The 19,388-nt window shown below is 72.2% G+C and carries 18 protein-coding genes; 4 read left to right on the forward strand and 14 right to left on the reverse strand.

Annotated elements, in window-relative coordinates; all coding sequences use genetic code 11:
- The first annotated feature begins 244 nt into the window (after window positions 1-244).
- Complete coding sequence (locus ACK1X7_RS34905) at window positions 245-1,702, forward strand: hypothetical protein (RefSeq protein ID WP_385142296.1); 1,458 nt, start codon at window positions 245-247, stop codon at window positions 1,700-1,702.
- Here the strand turns inward: ACK1X7_RS34905 and ACK1X7_RS34910 are convergent.
- From ACK1X7_RS34910 to ACK1X7_RS34965, 12 genes are all read right to left on the reverse strand, one after another.
- Window positions 1,692-2,717 (reverse strand): sugar kinase, encoded by a 1,026-nt coding sequence (locus tag ACK1X7_RS34910; protein WP_390792747.1) that lies wholly within the window; start codon window positions 2,715-2,717, stop codon window positions 1,692-1,694. The two genes, ACK1X7_RS34905 and ACK1X7_RS34910, sit on opposite strands and share 11 nt — an antisense overlap.
- Window positions 2,714-3,613 (reverse strand): SMP-30/gluconolactonase/LRE family protein, encoded by a 900-nt coding sequence (locus tag ACK1X7_RS34915; RefSeq protein ID WP_385142302.1) that lies wholly within the window; start codon window positions 3,611-3,613, stop codon window positions 2,714-2,716. Before ACK1X7_RS34915 ends, ACK1X7_RS34910 begins: the two co-directional genes overlap by 4 nt.
- Window positions 3,610-4,242, reverse strand: coding sequence for a bifunctional 4-hydroxy-2-oxoglutarate aldolase/2-dehydro-3-deoxy-phosphogluconate aldolase (locus ACK1X7_RS34920; RefSeq protein ID WP_385142305.1), 633 nt, complete (start codon window positions 4,240-4,242; stop codon window positions 3,610-3,612). Before ACK1X7_RS34920 ends, ACK1X7_RS34915 begins: the two co-directional genes overlap by 4 nt.
- Before the next feature lie 66 nt (window positions 4,243-4,308).
- Window positions 4,309-5,127 (reverse strand): hypothetical protein, encoded by an 819-nt coding sequence (locus ACK1X7_RS34925; protein ID WP_413116930.1) that lies wholly within the window; start codon window positions 5,125-5,127, stop codon window positions 4,309-4,311.
- Window positions 5,124-6,269: a galactonate dehydratase gene (dgoD, locus tag ACK1X7_RS34930; RefSeq protein WP_385142311.1), complete on the reverse strand. Its 1,146-nt coding sequence runs from the start codon at window positions 6,267-6,269 to the stop codon at window positions 5,124-5,126. Before dgoD ends, ACK1X7_RS34925 begins: the two co-directional genes overlap by 4 nt.
- Window positions 6,266-7,006 carry a FadR/GntR family transcriptional regulator gene (locus ACK1X7_RS34935; protein WP_382949926.1) on the reverse strand — a complete coding sequence of 247 codons (741 nt, stop codon included), beginning with the start codon at window positions 7,004-7,006 and terminating at the stop codon, window positions 6,266-6,268. The genes dgoD and ACK1X7_RS34935 overlap by 4 nt, the downstream gene beginning before the upstream one ends.
- A 37-nt stretch (window positions 7,007-7,043) precedes the next feature.
- On the reverse strand, window positions 7,044-7,814 hold the full coding sequence (locus ACK1X7_RS34940) for an SDR family NAD(P)-dependent oxidoreductase (protein WP_385142315.1): 771 nt from the start codon (window positions 7,812-7,814) through the stop codon (window positions 7,044-7,046).
- Window positions 7,815-7,874: 60 nt separating this feature from the next.
- A complete protein-coding gene (locus tag ACK1X7_RS34945) occupies window positions 7,875-9,965 on the reverse strand; it encodes an alpha-galactosidase (protein ID WP_413116110.1) in 2,091 nt (696 codons plus the stop codon).
- Complete coding sequence (locus ACK1X7_RS34950) at window positions 9,962-10,810, reverse strand: carbohydrate ABC transporter permease (RefSeq protein ID WP_385142321.1); 849 nt, start codon at window positions 10,808-10,810, stop codon at window positions 9,962-9,964. The genes ACK1X7_RS34945 and ACK1X7_RS34950 overlap by 4 nt, the downstream gene beginning before the upstream one ends.
- Entirely contained in the window at window positions 10,810-11,745 is a 936-nt protein-coding gene (locus tag ACK1X7_RS34955) for a carbohydrate ABC transporter permease (RefSeq protein ID WP_390792751.1), read from the reverse strand. The genes ACK1X7_RS34950 and ACK1X7_RS34955 overlap by 1 nt, the downstream gene beginning before the upstream one ends.
- Window position 11,746: 1 nt before the next feature.
- Window positions 11,747-13,036, reverse strand: coding sequence for an ABC transporter substrate-binding protein (locus tag ACK1X7_RS34960; protein WP_390792752.1), 1,290 nt, complete (start codon window positions 13,034-13,036; stop codon window positions 11,747-11,749).
- A gap of 117 nt (window positions 13,037-13,153) precedes the next feature.
- The gene (locus ACK1X7_RS34965) at window positions 13,154-15,220 is read right to left on the reverse strand and encodes a glycoside hydrolase family 27 protein (protein ID WP_413116931.1); all 2,067 of its coding nucleotides are present in this window, start codon (window positions 15,218-15,220) and stop codon (window positions 13,154-13,156) included.
- Between the two features lie 432 nt (window positions 15,221-15,652).
- On the opposite strand from ACK1X7_RS34965, the gene ACK1X7_RS34970 reads away from it, so the two are divergent.
- Window positions 15,653-16,585, forward strand: a complete 933-nt coding sequence (locus ACK1X7_RS34970) for an NAD-dependent epimerase/dehydratase family protein (protein WP_413116111.1) — start codon at window positions 15,653-15,655, stop codon at window positions 16,583-16,585.
- 45 nt (window positions 16,586-16,630) lie between these two features.
- Here ACK1X7_RS34970 and ACK1X7_RS34975 read toward each other — a convergent pair whose 3' ends face one another.
- Both ACK1X7_RS34975 and ACK1X7_RS34980 read right to left on the reverse strand, forming a co-directional pair.
- The gene (locus tag ACK1X7_RS34975) at window positions 16,631-17,467 is read right to left on the reverse strand and encodes an oxidoreductase (RefSeq protein ID WP_413116112.1); all 837 of its coding nucleotides are present in this window, start codon (window positions 17,465-17,467) and stop codon (window positions 16,631-16,633) included.
- 99 nt (window positions 17,468-17,566) lie between these two features.
- Window positions 17,567-18,427, reverse strand: coding sequence for a helix-turn-helix domain-containing protein (locus ACK1X7_RS34980; RefSeq protein WP_390792755.1), 861 nt, complete (start codon window positions 18,425-18,427; stop codon window positions 17,567-17,569).
- 267 nt (window positions 18,428-18,694) lie between these two features.
- On the opposite strand from ACK1X7_RS34980, the gene ACK1X7_RS34985 reads away from it, so the two are divergent.
- Both ACK1X7_RS34985 and ACK1X7_RS34990 read left to right on the forward strand, forming a co-directional pair.
- Window positions 18,695-19,024, forward strand: coding sequence for an SRPBCC family protein (locus ACK1X7_RS34985; RefSeq protein WP_413116932.1), 330 nt, complete (start codon window positions 18,695-18,697; stop codon window positions 19,022-19,024).
- Window positions 18,928-19,185, forward strand: coding sequence for a hypothetical protein (locus tag ACK1X7_RS34990; RefSeq protein WP_413116978.1), 258 nt, complete (start codon window positions 18,928-18,930; stop codon window positions 19,183-19,185). Before ACK1X7_RS34985 ends, ACK1X7_RS34990 begins: the two co-directional genes overlap by 97 nt.
- The last annotated feature ends 203 nt before the right edge of the window (window positions 19,186-19,388 follow it).

Raw genomic sequence — 19,388 nt, forward strand, 5'->3', positions numbered from 1 at the left:
ACGATAGTGCCGGAAGGGGCCGTGGACCACTCTTGGCGGGACCTAGGGCCTGGTGGGTGCGTTTGTTTCATATCGGTTATTTACGGCAGAAAACACCCGATCCCACCTCCTGTTTTCTTCCCGGGAACGTCGGCGTTCCCCGCCCCATGAGCCTCCCGCGCTGATCTCTTCGGGAGGGGTCCCAAGGGCCGGGGTGAACCATGGAGCGCCCTGCGCACCCACGCCGTGACGGGAAGAGATCAGGATGGATGAATCGACCCTCGCCGTGCCGGAGCCCGCGCCGCCCGCGCCCCGGCCGCATGACCCGCCGGCCGTCGCCCTCGGCAACGCCTCCCTGCTGGGCGTCGGCTATCTGCTGCTGCGGCGGCGCGGGCTCGCCGTTCTCGCCGTCGCCGGCACCGTCGTGCTCGTCTCCCTGCTGGTCTCGACCGCCAGTCCCTCGTACGAGGTCGCCGTGGGCGTGTGGTGGACGGCCGTCATCACCCACGGGTGGTTCCTTGCGCGTGGAAAGGGCGGAAAGGACGGAAAGGCGGGACAGGGCGCGGGCCGGGGCGCGGTGCGCCGTCACCGACTGATCGCGCTCGGCGTGACGCTGCCGGTGCTGCTGGCGGTGGGGCTTCTGCGGTTCGACGCCTCCAGGGTCGGCGGGAGCGTCGCCGAGGCCCGTGAACGCGGCGACTGCGCGAAGGTGGTGAGTGCTCAGGGCGGAGTGTGGTTCGGGCCCCGCATGGCCGACGCACCGCTGGCCGCCCGGGGCGATGAGATCGTCGAGGACTGCCGTCGGCTGGAGCGGGCCGGTGGGCAGCTCACCACCGGGCTGACCGGTGACACCGCCTCCCTGGAGGGCGGCTTCGAGACCCTCGCCTCGGTCCTCGCCCAGCCCGGCAACGGGAAGACGGTCGAAACCACCTTGACCCGCTTCCTCCGCGGCCTGCCCGCCAAGGACCCCTGTGCCACCGTCGCCGTCACCGACTGGCTCCGCGAGCGCAAGCGGAGCCATGACGTACTGGACCGATCCGCCGCCACGGCCCGGCGAACCGCGCCCGCGGCGCTCGTCGCCTGCGGTGACGACCTCATGGGGCGCAGCGACTGGAAGTCGGCCCAGGCCCACTACAAGCGGCTGCTCGACCAGTACCCCGGCGACGGCCTCGCGGCCAGGGCCCGGACGGGCGCCAAGAAGGCCAGGCTGAGCATCGAACTGGCAGGCGTCCGCGGTCTGCTCGCGCCGGGCACCGGCGCCCAGCCCGCGTACTGCTCCAAGCCCGCGAAGTACAGCGGCGCCAAGCCCATGGGCAAGGGCACCAACCGCGCCCTCTTCTACGGCCAGGAGACGTACGGCGACGACCACTCGGACAAACTCCCCGGCTCCTGGAAGGCCGCGGACGCCGCCGACGCCGTCCTGGTGGTCTGCATGGGCGCGGACACCTTCGGCGACTCCGTCCAGACCTGCCCGTATCGGGCCAGGGGTTCCGGCTCCACCACCTATGTGACGTTCCGTAAGATCGCGGTCCCGGTGAAGGTCTACGAGCTGCGCACCGGCAGGCTCGTGTCCCACCGCACCCTCCAGATCGGCGGCAGCAGTTGCCCGGCGATCATCACGTACTACTCCGGCAGCTCCGGCGCGGGCCCGGCGTCGAACAGGTACGTCAGCGCCGCCACATCCGATGTGCGGGCCGCGTTCCGGCCGCTGGTCAACCGGTGAGCGGCGGTGCGGACGGCGCCTGCCCCGCGTGCTCGGGAATGTTCCGCTCCGCCCAGGCCCGTTCGCCGAGCCCGAGCAGCCGCTCGACCGTCGCGGGGTCCGGCAGCGGGCCGTGGTCCCCGATCACCCGGAGCGCGGACGCGGCCGTGATGTGGCCGAGCCGCAGCGCCGAGGTCAGGTGCCCGTCGCGCAGCAGCCCCGCCAGGAAACCGGCGGCGAAGGCGTCCCCCGCGCCGACCGGCTCCACCACCTCCGTGCGCAGGGCCGCGACCGTGACCTCCGTGCCGTCGCCGAAGGCGGTCGCCGACCGTCCGCCGTCCTTGACCACGAGCAGGCGCGGATGCGGCAGCAGCGTGCGGACGCCGCCCGTATCGAGGTCCGCGCCCCACAGGTGCTGCGCCTCGTCGAGGCCGACGAAGACGATGTCGGCGCGGTCGGCCAGATCGCGGAGGACCGTGGCGGCCGTGCCGTCCGGCCACAGCGCCGGGCGGTGGTTGACGTCGAAGCCGATGGCGTACGGGCGGTCGGGCGCGGGGGTGGCCAGCGCCCGTTCCACCAGGGCGGCGCAGGACGGGGAGAGCGCGGGGGTCACGCCCGTGAGGTGGAGGAGTGCCGCCGACCCGAGCCGCGGATCGTCCAGGATGCCGGGCCCCAGCGCCGAGGCCGCCGAACCGCGCCGGTAGTAGTGGACACGGGTGCCGGTGGGCCCCGGGTCCTTCACGAGCAGGCCCGTCGGCCGGTCCGGATCGGACCGTACGCCCGAGACGTCGACGCCCGCCGCGGCGACGGCGGCCCGCACCCGCCGGCCGAACGGGTCGTCGCCGAGGGCCGAGAGCCATACGGCGGCGAGGCCCAGATCCGCGAGGTACATCGCCACGTTGGACTCCGCGCCCGCCACGGACAGCCGCAGACTCTCGCCGGTTTCCACGGAGTCGGGCGGTTCGGGGGCCAGCGCGGCCATCGTCTCGCCGACGCAGACCACCGGTCCGGCCGCCGGGCGCCATGGGGCCGTCATGCGTGCGCCTGTGCCGGTGCCGACCCGGGCCCGGCACCGGGGTGCGGGCGATAGACGGCCGCCGGAGGGCCCGGCACCTCGACCCGGACCGCGAACAGGGCACCGTCGTCGGGGCCCGGCCGGGTGAGCCCGACCCGGGCCGTGGTGATGTGCAGGACATCGCCCTGGAGGCAGACTCCGGCGGGCTGGGCGGCGGGCAGCCGCAGTGTGCGGTCGAGTGCGCCGTCCTGCCGGTAACGGCGCACCGTCCCGGTGCCCCAGACGGCGATCCACACGCCACCCTCGTCGTCGACGGCCATGCCGTCGGGGCTGCCGCCGTCCACCGTGACGAACGTCGTCGGTGCGCCGAGCCCGCCCGTCGCCGGGTCGACGGGGTAGCGCCGGACGACGCCCCGGGCGCTGTCGGCCAGATACATGGCGCGTCCGTCGGCCGTGAACGCGGGCCCGTTCGGCACCGTGATCCCGTCGAGGACCCGGGTGACCGTGCCGTCGTGGTCCACCCGGTAGAGGGAGCCCGCGTCCTCGTCGGCGTCGTAGCCCATGCTGCCCGCCCAGAACCTGCCGGACGGGTCGGCGGCGGCGTCGTTCATACGCCGGGCCGGGCGGGCAGCCGCCTCGGGCCGCGCCAGCCAGGTGGTGGCGCCGTCGGGGCCGAGCAGGCAGATCCCGGTGCCCGCGGCGGCGATCCAGGTGCCGGGCCGGTCCGCCACGGGCGCCACCGCGCCCAGCGGGACGGGCAGTTCGGCCAGCGTCCGCAGGGGCGCGCTGGGGTCCTGGGGGGCCGTCAGCAGGCGGCCCTGAAGGATGTCGACCAGGACGAGGGCCTCGCCGGTCCAGCGGATGCCCTCGCCGAGGTCGAGGCGGTCGGGGCGGGTCGGGCGCGGCTCCTCGGTCACGCTGTGGCCTCCTGGACGGCGGTACGGAAGGCGCGGGCGCGTGCGCGCAGGGCGGCCGTGCTGCCGCCGTCGGCCGCGTCGCCGACGAGCGGCGAGCCGATGCCGACCGCGGTCGCCCCGGCGGCCAGGTAGGCGCGGGCCGCGGCTTCGTCCACGCCGCCGACCGGTACGAACGGCTCGTGCGGGAACGGCCCCCGCAGGGCCTTGAGATAGCCGGGGCCGCCCGCCTGCGCGGCCGGGAAGATCTTCAGCGCCTCGGCGCCGAGCGCCCGCGCGGCGATGACTTCGGTCGGCGTCATGACCCCCGCCAGGACCGGCAGGCCCAGCTCGCGTGCGGTGGACATCCCCGCGCCCAGCCCGGGGGTGACGGCGAAGTCGGCGCCCGCCCGCCGGACGGCGTGGGCGTCCTCGGCGGTGAGCACGGTGCCCGCGCCGAGGGGTCGGCCGGGGCCGAGGGCCTCGCGGGCCCGCTCGATGACGGTCAGGGCGTCCGTGCCGGACAGCGACACCTCGATCAGCTCGATGCCCTCGTCGGCCAGGGCCAGTACGGTGCGCAGCGCGGCCTCGGGGTCGTCGCCGCGTACGACGGCGACCAGCCGATGGGCGGCCAGGGCGGCTCGCAGGTCCACAGGGGGAACTCCTCGAACTCCTCGTAGGTACAGGCGGAACAGGCGGAACAGGCGGAACAGGCGGATTCAGGGGCAGCGGCAGGCCGCGCCGAGCGTGAGCCGCCAGCGCACCTCGCCGGAGGCGGGCACGCGCGCGGCGTCGCCGGGGCCCGCGTCGGCGAGGTCGAAGACCCGGCCGAGCATCGGCTCGACTCCTGTGCTGCGATAGGGGTGTTCGGCGGGGAAACCGCCGAGGTTGCGCCACACGGCGATGGACAGCGGCTGCCCGTCGGCCTCGAGCGCGAAGGCCAGGCGGCCCGTGCCGTCGTGGACGCAGACGCGCGGGGCGTCCACGACCGCGCCGACCGCGGTGCCGTCGTCCGGCCCGAGCCGGTCCAGGGGCAGGCCGAGGGGCGCGGGCCAGTCGCCCGCCACCCACGGCGCCCCGTTCGGCCAGGGCCGGTCCAGCAGCGGTGCGGCCTCCGGGAAGAGCCGGGCGCGTGCCCCGTCGCGCAGGCGCAGGGTCGCCCGCGGGGACAGATCGAGCAGCGCGTGGGCGGCCCAGACGAAGCGGAAGCCCGGGTCGGCGCGAAGGACGTAGCCGGCCTCCGCGCCGTCGGCCGTCCCGCGGATCGTGCGCGCCAGCGTGAACCGGTCGCACCGGACGGTGTCCGTGTCCCCCTCCCGCTTCCAGGGACGTGACCAGGCGTCGCCGTGGTCCGGGGCGCCGCGGACGGTGGGGACGCACTCCTCCAGGCCGCCCGCGTCCACGAAGGCGTCCCCGGGCGCCACCTGGTCCCGTCCGGCCGCCGTACCGTGCCACAGCCATTCGCGGTCCCCGGCGCGCAGCGAGGTCCAGCGGCCGCCGTGCGCGGGGTCGGTGACGATCTCCAGCACCGTTGTCACCACTCCGCGAAGGAGCCGTCGGGGTGCCGCCAGACCGGGTTGCGCCAGGTGTGACCGGTGCGGTCGGCCGCGCGTACGGCCGCCTCGTCGATGGTGATGCCCAGGCCGGGGGCGTCGCCGCGGGGCGCATGGCCGTTGACGAAGCGGAACGGCTCGGTGTCGACGAGGTAGGACAGCAGATCGGCGTCCTTGTTGTAGTGGATGCCGCGGCTCTGCTCCTGGATCAGGAAGTTCGGCGTCGCGAACGCGACCTGGAGGCTGGCCGCCAGCGTGATGGGGCCGAGCGGGCAGTGCGGGGCGAGCTGGGCGCCGTAGGTCTCGGCGAGCGAGGCGATGCGGTGCACCTCGGAGATGCCGCCCGCATGGGACAGATCGGGCTGCGCGACGGCGATACCGGCGGCGAGCACGGGCAGGAACTCGGTGCGTCCGTAGAGCCGTTCACCGGTGGCCAGCGGCACCGGGGTGGAGGCGACCAGGCCGGGGAGCAGATGGCTGTGCTCGGGGACGACGGGTTCCTCCACGAACAGCGGATGGAGGGGGCCCAGTTCGGCCAGGACGCGGCGGGAGGTGGCGGCGGTGAAGCGTCCGTGGAAGTCGACGGCCACATCGCGGTCCGGGCCGAGGACCTCGCGGGCGGCGGCCACCCGGTCGACGACCGCGGCGGTCTCGGCCGCGGTGGCCACCGGAGAGGTCGCCCCGGCGCCGTTCATCTTCACCGCCGTGAAGCCCGCCTCGACCTGCGCGGTGATCTGCTCGGACAGCTCGGCGGGCTCGTCGCCGCCGACCCAGGCGTACACCCGGACCCGGTCGCGCACGGGCCCGCCCAGCAGGGCGTGCACCGGGGCGCCGTAGGTCTTGCCGGCGATGTCCCACAGGGCCTGGTCGAGCCCGGCGACGGCGCTGGAGAGCACGGGTCCGCCGCGGTAGAAGCCGCCCTTGGTGAGCACCTGCCAGTGGTCCTGGATGCGCAGCGGATCCTTGCCGATCAGGTATTCGGCGAGGACGTCGACGGCGGCGCGGACCACTTCGGCGCGCCCCTCGACGACGGGCTCGCCCCAGCCGACCACGCCGTCGTCGGTCTCGACGCGGCAGAACAGCCAGCGCGGCGGCACGGCGAAGGTCTCGATACGGGTGATCTTCACTGGCCAGAGGGCCTTTCCATGTCGTTGTCGGAGCCGCCGACCCGGTCCAGGTCGCGGCCTGCCTGGTCGAGCAGGGCCCGCATGGCGGCCTCGGCGGCGTGCGGGTCCCGGGCGCGCACGGCGTCCAGGACGGCGCGGTGGGCGGGTACGGGGTCCTGGCTGTGGGGGGAGCTGTGCACGATGCGGTCGCGGTGGGCGAGGCCCGACTCGATCACCATCTCCATGCGTTCGAGGAGTTCGTTGTGGGTGGCGACGAGCAGGGCCCGGTGGAAGGCGAGGTCGGCCTCCACCGCGTGGGCGGCGTCCGAGCCGCCCACCCCCATCGCGTCCACGGCGGCGTCCAGGGCGGCGAGGTCGGCGTCGGTGCGCCGCTCGGCGGCCAGGCGTACGGCCGCCGGTTCGATGATGGAGCGCACCTCGGCGAGGTTGCGCAGCAGCGCGCGGTCGGCGTCGGTGGTGCGGTCGCTGTGGAACTGCCAGCGCAGCACGTCGGCGTCGAGCAGATTCCAGTCCGAGCGGTTCCGTACGAAGGTGCCGCGCTTCTGACGGGCGTCGACCATCCCCTTGGCGGCCAGCACCTTCAGCGACTCGCGCAGGGCGGTGAGGCTGACGTCCAGTTCGCTCTGGAGGGCGATCAGGTCCAGGGTGGCTCCTTCGGGGATCTGGCCGCCCAGGATGCGGCGGGCGAGGGCCTCCACGGTCTGGCCGTGCACGCCGCGGCGGGCGTAGGGCGTCATGTCGTAGTGCCTTTCTGCTGCGAGCTGATCGCGGTGGTCATGCGGAGGACTTGACGACGCTCCAGCCGCCGTCCACGACAAGACTCGCACCGGTGATGTAGGCGGCCTCAGGGGAGCCCAGGAAGGCGATGGCCGCGGCCACCTCCTCCGGGGTGCCGAACCGGCCCGCCGCGGTTTCGGCGACGCTGCGCGCGCGGTCCTCGGGGGACACCCGGTCCCAGGCCGCCGTCAGGATCGGGCCGGGCAGCACGGCGTTGACCCGCACCTCGGGCCCGTACTCGACGGCGAGCTGCCCGCACAGTGACAGCAGCGCCCCCTTGGAGGCCGCGTAGGCGGGGTGGCCGGGGATGCCCTTGTGGGCGTGGACGGACGAGGTCAGGACGACGGCTCCGCGGCGGGAGCGCAGATCGTCCAGGACCGCCTTGAACCCGAGGAAGGCGCCCGTGAGGTTGACGGAGAGCTGCCGCTGCCAGGAGTCCAGGGACATTTCGTGGGCGGGGGTGACGTCGACGCTGTAGGCATTGCTGACCAGCAGATCGACCGGCCCGAAGCCGCGGGCGGCGGCCGCGATCCGCGCCCAGTCCTCCGCCGCGGAGACATCGGCGGCCACGAAGCGGGCGCGGCCGCCGTCCACGCGGATCCGCTCGGCGACCGCCGCGCCGCGCTCCTCGGCGATGTCGGCGAGCACGACGGCGGCGCCCTCCTGGGCGAGGCGTTCGGCGGTGGCGGCACCGATGCCGGAGGCGGCTCCGGTGACCACGGCCGTGCGGGCGGTGAAGCGGTCACCGTACCGGCGGGGCTGTTCCATCGGGGGATCGGGCTCCTTCGCTGTACTGCGGGCGGGGGCGGACATGGGCCGGTCGGCGCTCTACTGCCGGGTCAGCACCACCAGTTCCGCGTCGTGGTCGGCGCTCCAGGTGAACGGCAGCCCGTAGTGGAGCAGATGGGCGCCGCTGTACGTGGTCGCCGACGCGGCGTCCCGGTAGCGGGCGGCCGGGTCGAGACCGCGCAGCCGGAGCCGGGCCGCACGCCCCGGGACGAGCGGGGATCCGTCCAGGCGGCCGGTGCTGAGCGCGGCGACGACGGTACGCCCGTCCGGGCCGTCGTACTGCACGCCGCAGGTGGCGGCCGGCGGGCTGCCCAGCAGCCGGGCCTCGCCGAGGTGGACGACATCGCGCACCTCCTTGTAGCGGGCGATCCATCCGGCGGCCTCCGCACGCTGCCCGGCGTCCCATCGGCGCAGGTCGGCGCCGATGCCGAGGACTCCGCACATGGCGGCCACGAAGCGGAAGGCGAGGCTGCGCGGACGGGGGTCGAAGACGCCGGGGGCGTCGGTCACCCACGAGCTCATCACATGCGGGGCATGGGCGTGCAGGAAGCCGTGCTGGACGGCCAGCCGGTCCAGGGGCGCGGTGTTGTCGCTGGGCCAGACCACGTCGGTGCGGGCGAGGGTCGCGTGGTCGATCCGCCCGCCGCCGCCCGCGCACCCCTCGACGGTGACCCGGGGGTGGGCGGTGCGCAGATGGTCCAGGACGCGCAGATAGCCGGCGACATGCTGGGCGTCCAGGTCGAGACGGTCGGCGGGACCGGCACCGGGGCGGCCGCGCTCGGTCGGCGGCCGGTTCATGTCCCATTTGAGGTAGCTGATGTCATGGCCGGTCAGCAGCCGGTCGAGGGTCGCGATGACGAAGTCCTGGACATCGGTCCGGCCCAGGTCGAGCAGGAGCTGATGGCGCACCAGGCGGGCGGGGCGGCCGTCGATCCGGTACACCCAGTCGGGGTGGTCGGCGTACAGCTTGCTGCCGGGGCTGACGGCCTCCGGCTCGATCCACAGGCCGAAGTCCAGGCCCAGCGCCCGTACGTCGGCCACGAACCGGTCGAAGCCGGACGGGAAGGCCGCCGGGTCCGGATACCAGTCGCCCAGCCCGCCGGTGTCGTCGGCGCGGCCGGTGAACCATCCGTCGTCCACGACGAACAGCTCGGCCCCGATGTCCGCTGCCGTCCTCGCCAGTTCGAGCTGCGCCGCCGTGTCGACGTCGAAGGTGGTGGCCTCCCAGGAGTTGTAGAGGACCTTGCGGGGGCGGTGCAGCCGCTCACCGGTCAGATGGCGTTCGTAGCGGTGCCAGACGCGGGACAGCCCGTCGAGCCCTTCGGAGCTGAACGCGCAGGCGAGGCGCGGTGTGGTGAGGGTGTTACCGGGTGCCAGCCGCACCAGGCCCTCGTGCGGTACGCGGCCGGAGCGTACGCGCACGGCGCCGCCCGGTTCGGCCTCCGCGGTGATGTGCCAGTTGCCGGGCCACTCCAGGGCCACGCCATAGGCGGGCGGGTCCCCGGGGTCCGCCGCGTCCTGGATCGCGAGCCAGGGCGCGTAGGCGTGGCCGGGCACGCCCTGGCCGCTGCCCATGGTGAACGCGCCCCTGGTGAGGGTGAGTTGGGTCCGCTGGAACTCCTGCGACCACTGGCCGGTGAGGTACGTCAGCCGGGCACCGGCGGTCACGGGCACGTTCACGGCGGCCGAGTCGAACCGCTCCAGCCGCAGCTCCTCCTCGCCCGTGCAGGAGAGCTCGGTCCAGCGGTGGATCACATCGGTTCCGGGCACCGTGGCGTAGCACAGGACCGTACGCAGACCGAGCAGTCCATCGGTGAACGTGAGCCGCAGGGTCCCCGGCCCCTCCTCGGCGCCCTCGAACTCCCACCACACTCCCCGCTCCGCACCCGGGCGCCCCGCCACCAGATCGGCCCCGGTGAACGGCCGCAGCCCGTACGGCAGATACTCGGCGGGCGCGGCGTCGGCGGGCGTGATGAAGTGGGTGCGCCTCGACCAGTCCAGCGCGGACGGACCGGTCTCGACACCTAGCGGCCCCCATGCGTCCAGCTCGGCCCACGGGCCGTCGGGGGAGAGACGGACGGTGTAGCAGGTGTGCTCGGTGCGCAGGGTCCAGCGCTGGTACGACGTCATTTCACCGCCCCGAGATTGAGCCCGGCCACGAAGTGGCGCTGGAAGCGCAGGAAGACGGCCACGGTGGGCGCCGCGGCGATGACGGACCCGGCCGCGATCACATTCCACATCGACACGAACTGGCCCTGTAGCCCGATCAGGGCACCGGTGATGGGCATCTTGCTGTCGCTGCGCAGCACGGTGATCGCCCACAGCAGATCGTTGAAGATCCAGGTGAAGGACAGCGCGCTGAGCGCGGCCAGCGCCGGGCGGGTGAGCGGCAGGATGATCCGCCAGAAGATCTGCCAGGGACCGGCGCCGTCGATGAGCGCGGCCTGCTGGATCTCGACCGGGATCGCCCGCATGAAGCCGTGCAGGACGAAGACGTAGAAGCCGACGCCGAAGCCGATCTGCACCCCGATGAGCGCGGGGAGCGTGTCGTAGACGCCCATCAGCTCGCTCAGCTTGGAGACCGGGATGAGCAGGATCTGCGGTGGGAGCAGGTTGCCGCCGAGCATGAGCAGCAACAGGGAGCGGCGGAAGGGCACCTCGTAGCGGCTGAGGGCGAACGCGGCCATGGCGGCCAGGGTCAGTGTCACCAGCACGCACGGAATGGTGACGACCAGGCTGTTGATCAGGGCCCGCTGCTGGCCGCCGTCCACCCATGCCTGACGGAAGTTGTCGAGAGTGAAGGAGCGGGGCCAACTGCCCAGGCCATGGACGGCGATGTCGTCGAAGGAACGCAGGCTGGTCACCAGGACCAGGGCGATCGGCAGCAGCCACAGGACGGCCAGCGCACCGGCGCCCAGGTGGAATCCGGCGGTCGCGGCGCGCTTGCGGCGCACGGCGGTGGAGGTGGCGGACATCAGTCGGCCTCCCGGAAGGCGCGCACGAGGTAGGAGGCGATGACGCCGAAGGCCAGGACGAAGATGACGACCGCCAGCGCGGAGCCGTATCCCAGCCGCAGGGACTGGAAAGCGGTCGAGTACATGTAGGTGCTCAGCAGTTCGGACGAGTGATAGGGACCGCCCCGGGTCAGTGACCACACGACGTCGAAGGAGCGCAGCGAGTCGATGATGATCACGGACAGGACGACGGCGTTGACACCGCGCAACTGCGGCAGCGTCACATGGCGGAAGCGCTGCCAGGGCCCGGCGCCGTCGACCTTGGCCGCCTCGTACAGGGCCGGGTCGATGCCCTTGAGCCCGGCGAGGTACAGCACCATCACATAGCCGACCTGGCGCCACAGCGCGGGCACGATCACCGCGTACAGGGCGGTGTCCTGGTCGGCGAGCCAGGCGTGGCGCAGGCTGCCCAGGCCGACCGATTCCAGGAGCTGGTTCAGGACGCCGTCGGGCTGGTAGATGGCCTGCCAGACCAGGGCGGTTGCGACCAGGGAGAAGACGACCGGCAGGAACAGGGCGGCGCGGTAGAAGCCGACCCCGCGGCGCTCCTGCTGGAGGAGGAGGGCCGCGCCGAGGCCGAGGAGTGCGGACAGTCCGCCGAACAGCACCAGCCACAGCACGGTGTCGACGGCGGCGGTGCGGAAGACCTCGTCGTGGGTCATCTCGCGGAAGTTGCCGAGGCCCACGAACTCGGGCGCCGACACCCCGTCCCAGTTGGTCAGGGCGAGGTAGAAGCCCTGGAGCGCGGGCCAGAAGACCCAGACGGCCTCGGCGAGCAGCGGGACCAGGAGGAAGGCGAGCACCAGCGGGGGAGTGCGCCGAGGGCCCCTGGCCCGCCTGCCGCGGGGCGGCGGCGGGGCCGGGGAGGTGCGTTCGGGGGCGGTGAGGACGGCCACGTCAGGCCCGCCAGATCTTCTCGGCGTCGCGCTGCCAGTTGGTGAGGATCGATCCGACGCTCTTCGGCTTGGCGATGAACTTGGTCAGCGCGGTGTCCGTCGCGGGCTGGAGGGCGTCGCTGGAGTCGCGGTTGAAGAACTGGGTGATCTCCGCGGCCTCCTCGATGTGCTTACGGCCCTTCTTCACCAGCGGCGTCCCGGAGTCCTTGGCATCGGGGTGGCAGGGCAGCGCGGTGCCCGAGGAGCCCTTGACGTAGATCTCCTGCGCCTCGGCCGTGGCGAGATAGCGCAGCAGGTCGAAGACCTTGTCCCGGCGTCCGGTGCGGGCGCTGGCGAAGTAGCCGTCGGTGGGCGCCTCCTCGGCGAGCGGGACCTTGGGGTCGATGACCGGGAAGCGGAAGAAGTCGATGTCGTCGAGGGCGTTCTTCGGCACCGCGTCGGCGAAGAAGGTGCCGATGAGCATCATCCCGCTGCGGCCGTTGAGCAGGGCGGTCGTGGCGTCCTGGAAGGCCACGGCGGTGCCGTTCGGGTCGAAGTACGGCAGCACCTCCCGCCAGCGGTCGAAGACCTTGTGCACCTCGGGGTCGTCGAAGCGGTGCTTCCCGGCGAGGAGCTCGCGGTGGTAGGGGGCGCCGTTGATCCGTATGTTCAGGTAGTCGAACCAGGCGGACGCCACCCAGGTGGTGTTGCCGCCCGCGCCCAGGCCGATCGGGGCGACGCCCTTGGACTTGAGCTTGTCGCACAGGTCGAGGAAGTCGTCCCAGCTCTTCGGCTCGCGCACGCCCCACTTGGCGAAGTTGGACTTCCGGTAGAACATGCCCCACCAGTAGTAGGTGGTGGGGACGAAGACCTTCTTGCCGGAGGCCGCGGTGCACAGCTTGTTCAGCGCCGTGGAGTAGCGCCCCAGATCGGGCGAGGCCCACACCTCGTCGAGGTCGAGCAGCAGGTTCTTCCTGGCGTATGCCTCCGCCACCGAGCCGGGGTACCAGGTGAGCACATCCGGCGGATTGGCCGAGGTCAGATACGTCGGCAACTGGGTGCGGAAGGTCTCCGCGGCAACCGTGTTGAGGCTCGCGCGCTCCGAGCCCTGCTTGGCGTAGGCGGCGGCGAGGTCCTCCATGGCCGCCTTCGCCTGCGGGGCGGACAGGTTGGACTGGAGGGTCACCGCGCCGCCCCCGGAGGAGCCCTTGCCGGAGGAACTGGCGGTGACACAGCCGCTGAGCAGTGCTGTGGTCCCGGCGGCGCCGAGGCCGGCGAGAAGCAGTCGTCGGCCGGGGTGCTGGTTCGTCATGGAGTGCTCCTTGTGGATCCACTCGGCGGGCCCGGCTGCTCGCTGCCCGCCGGGCCCCCGCTCGCGGCGGATCCAGGTTCGCGTGGCGCTCGCACCACGTCAAGATTAATACCTAATTTATTTGAATTGGGTACGGTGCACCGAACCATCGACCCCGCGGTACACGGCGTCGATCACACCGTCCCGGCCCGCGACCGCCCCGAGCGCGCCGTCGAACGCGGCGCTGGGGAACTCCCGCCGCTTGCTCCACCCCTGCCAGGCGCCGTTCTCGTACCGCTGCTGCCAGAGCGTGTAGTCGCCGCCCCGCGCGAACAGCACCATCGCGTCGCCCGCGGCGACCAGCGTCGGGCTGCCGCTGACGGTCCCGCCGAGCGAACTCCACGCCGACCACTGCCCGGAGGTGTCCCGCGACCGTGTCCACACATCGTCGGCCGAGGTGCGCACGGCCACATGGACCCGCCCCCGCCCGTCCACGACGGCCGACGGCCTGCCGTACGTCGGCCGGTCGCCCGGCGCGCCGAGCGACGACCAGCCGTCCGACGGCCCCCGCTGCGCGATCCGCCCGTCGGCGCCGCGCGCGAACAGCGTCCAGTGGCCGGGGTCGGTGAAGGCGACGGAGGGCGCGTCGGTCAGCTTCCCGCCGAGGTCCTGCCAGGCACCCCAGCGCCCGTCCGCGAACACCCGCCGGTACGCCCGGGAGTCGGCGCCGCGCACGAAGACATCGATCCGCCCGCCCGCCGAGGCATACGCGGCGGGCTGGCCGAGGATCTTCCCGTGCGCCGGGCCGAGCCGCCCCGGGCCGAGCCGCGCCGGGCCGATCCGCCCCGGGCCGCCGAGGTCCCGCGTCCTGCCGTCCGCCCGCTGGACGAGCGAGCCGCCCGGCCCCCGGAAGAACGTGGTCAGCGCCTCGCCACCGCGTACGACGGCCGGGCTCGCCGTGGCCTTCGCGCCCAGGCCGGCACCGGGGAGGGCGTCCTCACCGGTGAGCCTGAGGAACGCGGTGCCATGCGCCGGTACCTCGACGGTGTACGACCCGGTGTGCGTCCCACGGTCGGCCCGCGCCCGCAGGTCACGGACCGCGACCGCGCCGCCCAGCGCCGCATCGGAGAAGTTCACGGTGCGCTCGACGGGCCGGTCCGAGCGGTTGAGCAGGACGACCGCGCGCCGGCCGTGCCCCGAGAGGACCTTGCTGTAGACATCGCCGACGGAGTCGGTGGCCACCCGCACACCCTGGACGGCCAGCGGGTCCTGGTCGACGGCGATGATCTCCGGGTTGCGCAGCGTCCGGAGCATCGAGTCGGACAGCGTACGGGGGTCCGAGCCCAGCACGAGCGGCGAACCCATCTCCGCCCACATCACGAACTGCGTGGTGGACTCCTCCTCCGTCAGCTCGTACGACCCGTCGGTCATGCGGCGCATCGGGATCAGATAGTCCGGGTCGTTGTAGTGGCCGGGCCCCTGGGCCTCGGGGTGCCAGGCGTTGGCGTCCATATTGCGCAGCACATTGGGCCACTGGCCGGGGCTCGGGGTGCCCCAGGCGATATCCGTGCCGGTGCGCCAGGAGTCGGCGGCCGTGGGGCCGTAGGCGTAGGTGTTGTGCGCGTCCTGCTCGGGGGTGTGCGGCAGGCCCCAGTCGTCGGTGAGCGGGTTGCACAGATTCAGCAGCATCCGGCGTCCGGACTTCGCGACCGCGTCGCTGAACTGCTTGAACGCCGGGCCCGGGTCGAGCTTCTCGCCGATGCCGCACAGGAAGTCGACCTTGATCGCGTCGATCTTCCAGTCGGCGAACTGCCGTGCGTCCTCGGTGTAGTGGCCACGGCTGCCGAGGCCACAGCTCTTGCCGCCGTCGTAGGTGCCCGCGTCGGTGTAGATCCCGGCCCGCAGACCGCGTTGATGCAGGTAGGAGACGAGGGCCGGAATACCGGACGGGAACCGCTCCGGATGCGCCGCCAACCGCCCCTGGGCGTCCCGGGGGTCATCGGCCTGCCAGCCGCCGTCCAGCCACACGATGTCGTATCCGCTGTCGCGCAGCCCGCTGCCGACCAGCCGGTCGGCGACCGCCCGCACCTCCTTCTCGGTGGGCGCCCCCAGTCCGTAGTAGGTGTTCCACCCCATATAGGGCGTCGGGGCGAGCCCGCTGTCGTAGTAGTCGGGCGCCCCCTGGTCCACGGCGGGGGCGGCCATGGCCACCGGGGCCGCGGTCGTGGCCAGGACCAGCGCGATCGCGGTCGCGACGGCGCCGCGGGTGAGCGTTCGGTGGCGGGGTCTGTGCGCGGGCGGGTGTGAAGACACGTGCCTCTCCGGAGGTTTGGGAAGCAGGAGGAGACATGACGCGGCCGCCCTCGGACGGGCGTCGACGGCGTCACGGCGAAGACTGTGGCCCGCGGCCGAAACCCTGTCAAGAATTATTCCTAATTTATTCAAACAGTCCTGCGGCGGACGCCCGCCTTCCGGCTGCTGCCCCCGCGCCCGACCACAGCCATCCATATCCCTTATGGCAAGCCTTCACAACATAAATGCTGTTGAGGGAAGACCTTGAAGTCCCTGATCGCTGCAACCCACGAGACCTTCTCGCCCAAGGCGAGCGAGGAGGCTCGCACGAGGCGGGAGAGGCTCATGGCACAGGCGTTCATCACGGGCGGTTCGGGATTCATCGGCCAGGTGCTGGTACGCTGGCTCCTCGACGCGGGGCACACGGTCCGTGTGCTGGTCAGAAGCGAGGCGTCGGCCGCGAAGGTGTCCGCGCCGGGCGCGGAGCCCGTACCCGGCGAGTTGACCGATCCGGCCACGTGGCGGGACCAGGTGACCGGCAGCGACGTGGTGTTCCACCTCGCTGCCGAGACGGACATCACCGCTGACCGCGCGCGTCATGAGCAGGTATCGGTCCGCGGCACCCGGGCGGCCGTCGACGCGGCCCGCTACGCGCGGGTTCCTCGGTTCGTCCACTGCGGGAGCGAGGCTGCCCTCCTGGCCGGCGACCCGCTCATGGACGTCGATGAAACCGCGCCGCTGCGACCGGATTCCCAAGCCGCCTACAGTGCGGCAAAGGCCGCCGCCGAGAAGATCGTGCTCGACGCGAACGCCCCCGGATTCGCCACGGTGTCGATCCGCCCCCGGTTCGTCTGGGGTCCCGGCAGCATCCTCATCGAGGGTTTGGTGGCCGCGGCGAGGGCGGGAGAGTTGGCCTGGATCGACGGAGGCCGGCACACGACCGACGTCACCTTTGTCGACAACGCCGTCGAGGGGCTCATCCTCGGATGGTTGCGCGGCCGGCCGGGCCAGGCGTACTTCGTCACCGACCAGCACCGTGTCATCCTGCGCGCATTCATGGAGACGCTGTTCGGGATCTATGGCGTCGATACGCCGATCCCCGACCTGGACGCCGAGACCGCCGCCCACGAGGTGCCCGTTCCCGCCCGATGGTTCCTCGGGCAGTCGTGCACTCTGCGCACGGACAAGGCCGTGGCCGAACTCGACTACGAGCCCCTGGTTTCCCATACCGCCGGTCTGGACGCGGTCCGGAACTCGGTGGCCGCCGACGGCGCGTAGAACCGCCACACAGGTCAGGAGCGCATTCCGCGAGGACAGCCCCCGCTACGCGGAGCGGAAGTCGGTGGTCAGGGCACACGCGCGCCACTGGTCCAGTTCCTTGGCGACGAAGCCGAGCTTGCCCTCGACCAGAGACACGCAGTCGCTGCCCAACTGGAGTCGGAGCGGGGGTTCCGGCTCGGTGGCCAGTCGCAGGATGGCGGCTGCGGCCTTGGCGGGATCCCCGGGCTGGTTGCCGTCGCCGGCGTCCACCGCGGTCAGGAACGGGCCGACCGTATCGGCGTAGGCCGGAAGGGGGTCGGTCGCCCGGCGCAGGCTGCGCGCAGAGCGGAACTCGGTACGAAACGCCCCGGGCTCGACGACGGTCGTATGGATGCCCCAGGGGGCCAGTTCGGCGTGCAGCGCCTCACTGATCGCCTCGACGGCGAACTTGGAGGCGCCGTACAGGCCCCGGCCCAGACCGGTGGCGAACCCGGCGCTCGAACCGATGTTGACGATACGGCCGGCCGCCTGGGCGCGCAGGGTCGGCAGCACGGCGCGTGTGACATTGAGCAGGCCGAAGACGTTGGTGTCGAACAGCCCCCGCGCCTCGGCGTCGGAGATCTCCTCGACGGCGCCGAACAGCCCGTAACCGGCGTTGTTGACCAGCACGTCGATCCTGCCGAAACGCTCGATGCCCGCGGCGGCGGCCGCGGCGGCCTGCTCCTGGTCGGTGACGTCGAGCGGGACGGCCAGCAGCGAGTCGGCTGCCCCGGGCAGGGCCTCGACGACCGCTCGCGGATCGCGGGCGGCCGCGACCACTCGGTCCCCTTGAGCGAGCGCGGCGGCGGTCAGCTCCCGGCCGAGGCCACGCGAGGCACCGGTGATAAACCAAACAGTCATGAATGCTCCTAAAAGGTGGAATTCTCGGGTGAGGCTCTCTCGGAGCGGGCCTCGTCCGGCCTCGCTCAGCCATGCGAAACCGGCCCTCGCGGGCCCGTGTCACCGGTCCGGGTGGACTGCCGGATCGCCGGTGAAGGTGGCGGCATAGCTGCCCAGCAGCGCCAGCGCGTGTTCCGCGGGGCTGTCCGGATCGGCGTGATAGACCACCAGATGCTGGCCGGGGGCGTCGGCGACGGACAGGTTCTCGAAGCGCAGCGTCAGTTCACCGACGACCGGATGGTCGAAGCGCTTGGTCTGGGCCCTCTTGGCCCTGACCTCGTGGCGGCCCCACAGCCGGGCGAAGTCGGGGCTCGCGACCGACAGCTCCTCCACCAGTTCGGCCAGCCGGGCGTCCTCGGGATCGGCGTCGGCCGCGCGCAGCGCCGCCACACATCCCTCGGCGATCCGCGCCCAGTCCCGGTAGAAGATGCGGGCCCGCGGCTTGAGGAAGATCGCACGCAGCAGGTTGGTCTCCTCCTCCAGCCAGCAGAACAGCGCCTTGCCGAGCGCGTTGACCGCGAGGAGATCCATGGAGCGCCCGTAGACCAGCGCCGGTGTACTGGGCCAGGCATCCATCAGCCCGACCAGGCCAGGCGACGCGTACTCCTGCGGGCAGGCCCGCCGGGAGCGGCGCGAGGTGCCCGGGGCGGCCAGCCGGCGCAGATACGCCGCCGCCTCGTCCTCCAACCGCAACGCACCGGCCAACGCCTCGATGACCTGGGATGACGGATGCCGGTCCCGTCCCTGTTCCAACCGGACGTAGTAGTCCGTGCTGACCCCTGCCAGCATGGCGACTTCCTCACGCCGCAGGCCGGGGGTACGACGCGTCCCGGTCGGCATCCCGTGGTCCTCCGGCCGCACCAGCGCCCGACGAGCCCGCAGAAACTCCCCCAGCCGGGGAGCGATCCCGCGCTCCGCCATCACCTCACCCCCTTCGAAGAGGTCCCGCCGTCATGTCCTGACCCTCCCCAGACTAGGCAGGGCACTCAGCACCTGGGTGGCCCCGCCACTCCCACCCTCGCCCAAGTAATTCGGAAGTCCTATGGGAGCTATTCGGAAGTGTACGTTTTCAGGCTTCGGATTTCGTCGGCTTCTGCCCTACGGTTGTTATCGATACCGCCGATCCGGCGAACGGAAGCCGGTTATTTGGAGTGCGATATGTTCGAAGCCATTAATTGGCCCGAGGTCATGGTTCCCAGCCGCTCACCGATTCACTTCACCAACGAGCTCGAGGTCGAAGCGTCCCCCGAAAGGATTTGGTCCCTGCTCGTGGATCCCAAGGCTTGGCCCAGCTTCTACCCGGGCGTCGAGCATGTCCAGTTGCTTGACGGCCATGAGTCGCTGCGCCTTGGTACACGGTTCGAAACCAACCTGGCCGGACAGGATGTCTTCCGTTCGGTACAGGAGTTTGAGCCCCCGAGGTGGTGTGGAAGCTGCTCGTCGATGGCGACGAAACCGGTTCGAGCGCGTACCACGGGTGGGTCGTCACGCCCACGGACTACGGTTGTCACGTGTTGAGCGAGGAAACGCAGCAGGGCCCCTTCTTCCTCGAGGAGCTGGGGCGCAAGAATCCCGGTGCGCTCTACCGCTATCACCAGGACTGGGTCGAACTCCTCGCCCGCGCCGCGGAAGCGGAGGCGGAAGCGGAAGCGGCGACGCCGGCGAATCGGCCCGCATAACCGCATCCGCAGGGACGAGGCCCCGTGAACCACTACGCCGGCGACATCGTCGCCGGCGTAGTGGTATCGGGCCTCGGTATCTAGCCACCCCACGCTATGGGTGACACCGGTGCCTTCACATCGATGTCGTTGAGTGCGTAGATGGCTGATGTCCTCGGGTCATACCGCTCGGGCCAATTCACCTTGTCATACACCGATTGTTC

The sequence above is a fragment of the Streptomyces sp. CY-1 genome (assembly GCF_047218265.1).
Lineage (GTDB): Bacteria > Actinomycetota > Actinomycetes > Streptomycetales > Streptomycetaceae > Streptomyces > Streptomyces niphimycinicus.

Bases quoted from the DNA above. Each gene is read 5' to 3' on its own strand.
- ACK1X7_RS34910 (WP_390792747.1), bottom strand. From the start codon at position 2,717: ATGACGGCCCCATGGCGCCCGGCGGCCGGACCGGTGGTCTGCGTCGGC.
- ACK1X7_RS34940 (WP_385142315.1), bottom strand. From the start codon at position 7,814: ATGGAACAGCCCCGCCGGTACGGTGACCGCTTCACCGCCCGCACGGCC.
- ACK1X7_RS34965 (WP_413116931.1), bottom strand. From the start codon at position 15,220: ATGGCCGCCCCCGCCGTGGACCAGGGGGCGCCCGACTACTACGACAGC.
- ACK1X7_RS34905 (WP_385142296.1), top strand. From the start codon at position 245: ATGGATGAATCGACCCTCGCCGTGCCGGAGCCCGCGCCGCCCGCGCCC.
- ACK1X7_RS34985 (WP_413116932.1), top strand. From the start codon at position 18,695: ATGGTTCCCAGCCGCTCACCGATTCACTTCACCAACGAGCTCGAGGTC.
- ACK1X7_RS34970 (WP_413116111.1), top strand. From the start codon at position 15,653: ATGGCACAGGCGTTCATCACGGGCGGTTCGGGATTCATCGGCCAGGTG.
- ACK1X7_RS34980 (WP_390792755.1), bottom strand. From the start codon at position 18,427: ATGGCGGAGCGCGGGATCGCTCCCCGGCTGGGGGAGTTTCTGCGGGCT.
- ACK1X7_RS34950 (WP_385142321.1), bottom strand. From the start codon at position 10,810: ATGTCCGCCACCTCCACCGCCGTGCGCCGCAAGCGCGCCGCGACCGCC.
- ACK1X7_RS34945 (WP_413116110.1), bottom strand. From the start codon at position 9,965: ATGACGTCGTACCAGCGCTGGACCCTGCGCACCGAGCACACCTGCTAC.
- ACK1X7_RS34975 (WP_413116112.1), bottom strand. From the start codon at position 17,467: ATGACTGTTTGGTTTATCACCGGTGCCTCGCGTGGCCTCGGCCGGGAG.
- ACK1X7_RS34935 (WP_382949926.1), bottom strand. From the start codon at position 7,006: ATGACGCCCTACGCCCGCCGCGGCGTGCACGGCCAGACCGTGGAGGCC.
- ACK1X7_RS34960 (WP_390792752.1), bottom strand. From the start codon at position 13,036: ATGACGAACCAGCACCCCGGCCGACGACTGCTTCTCGCCGGCCTCGGC.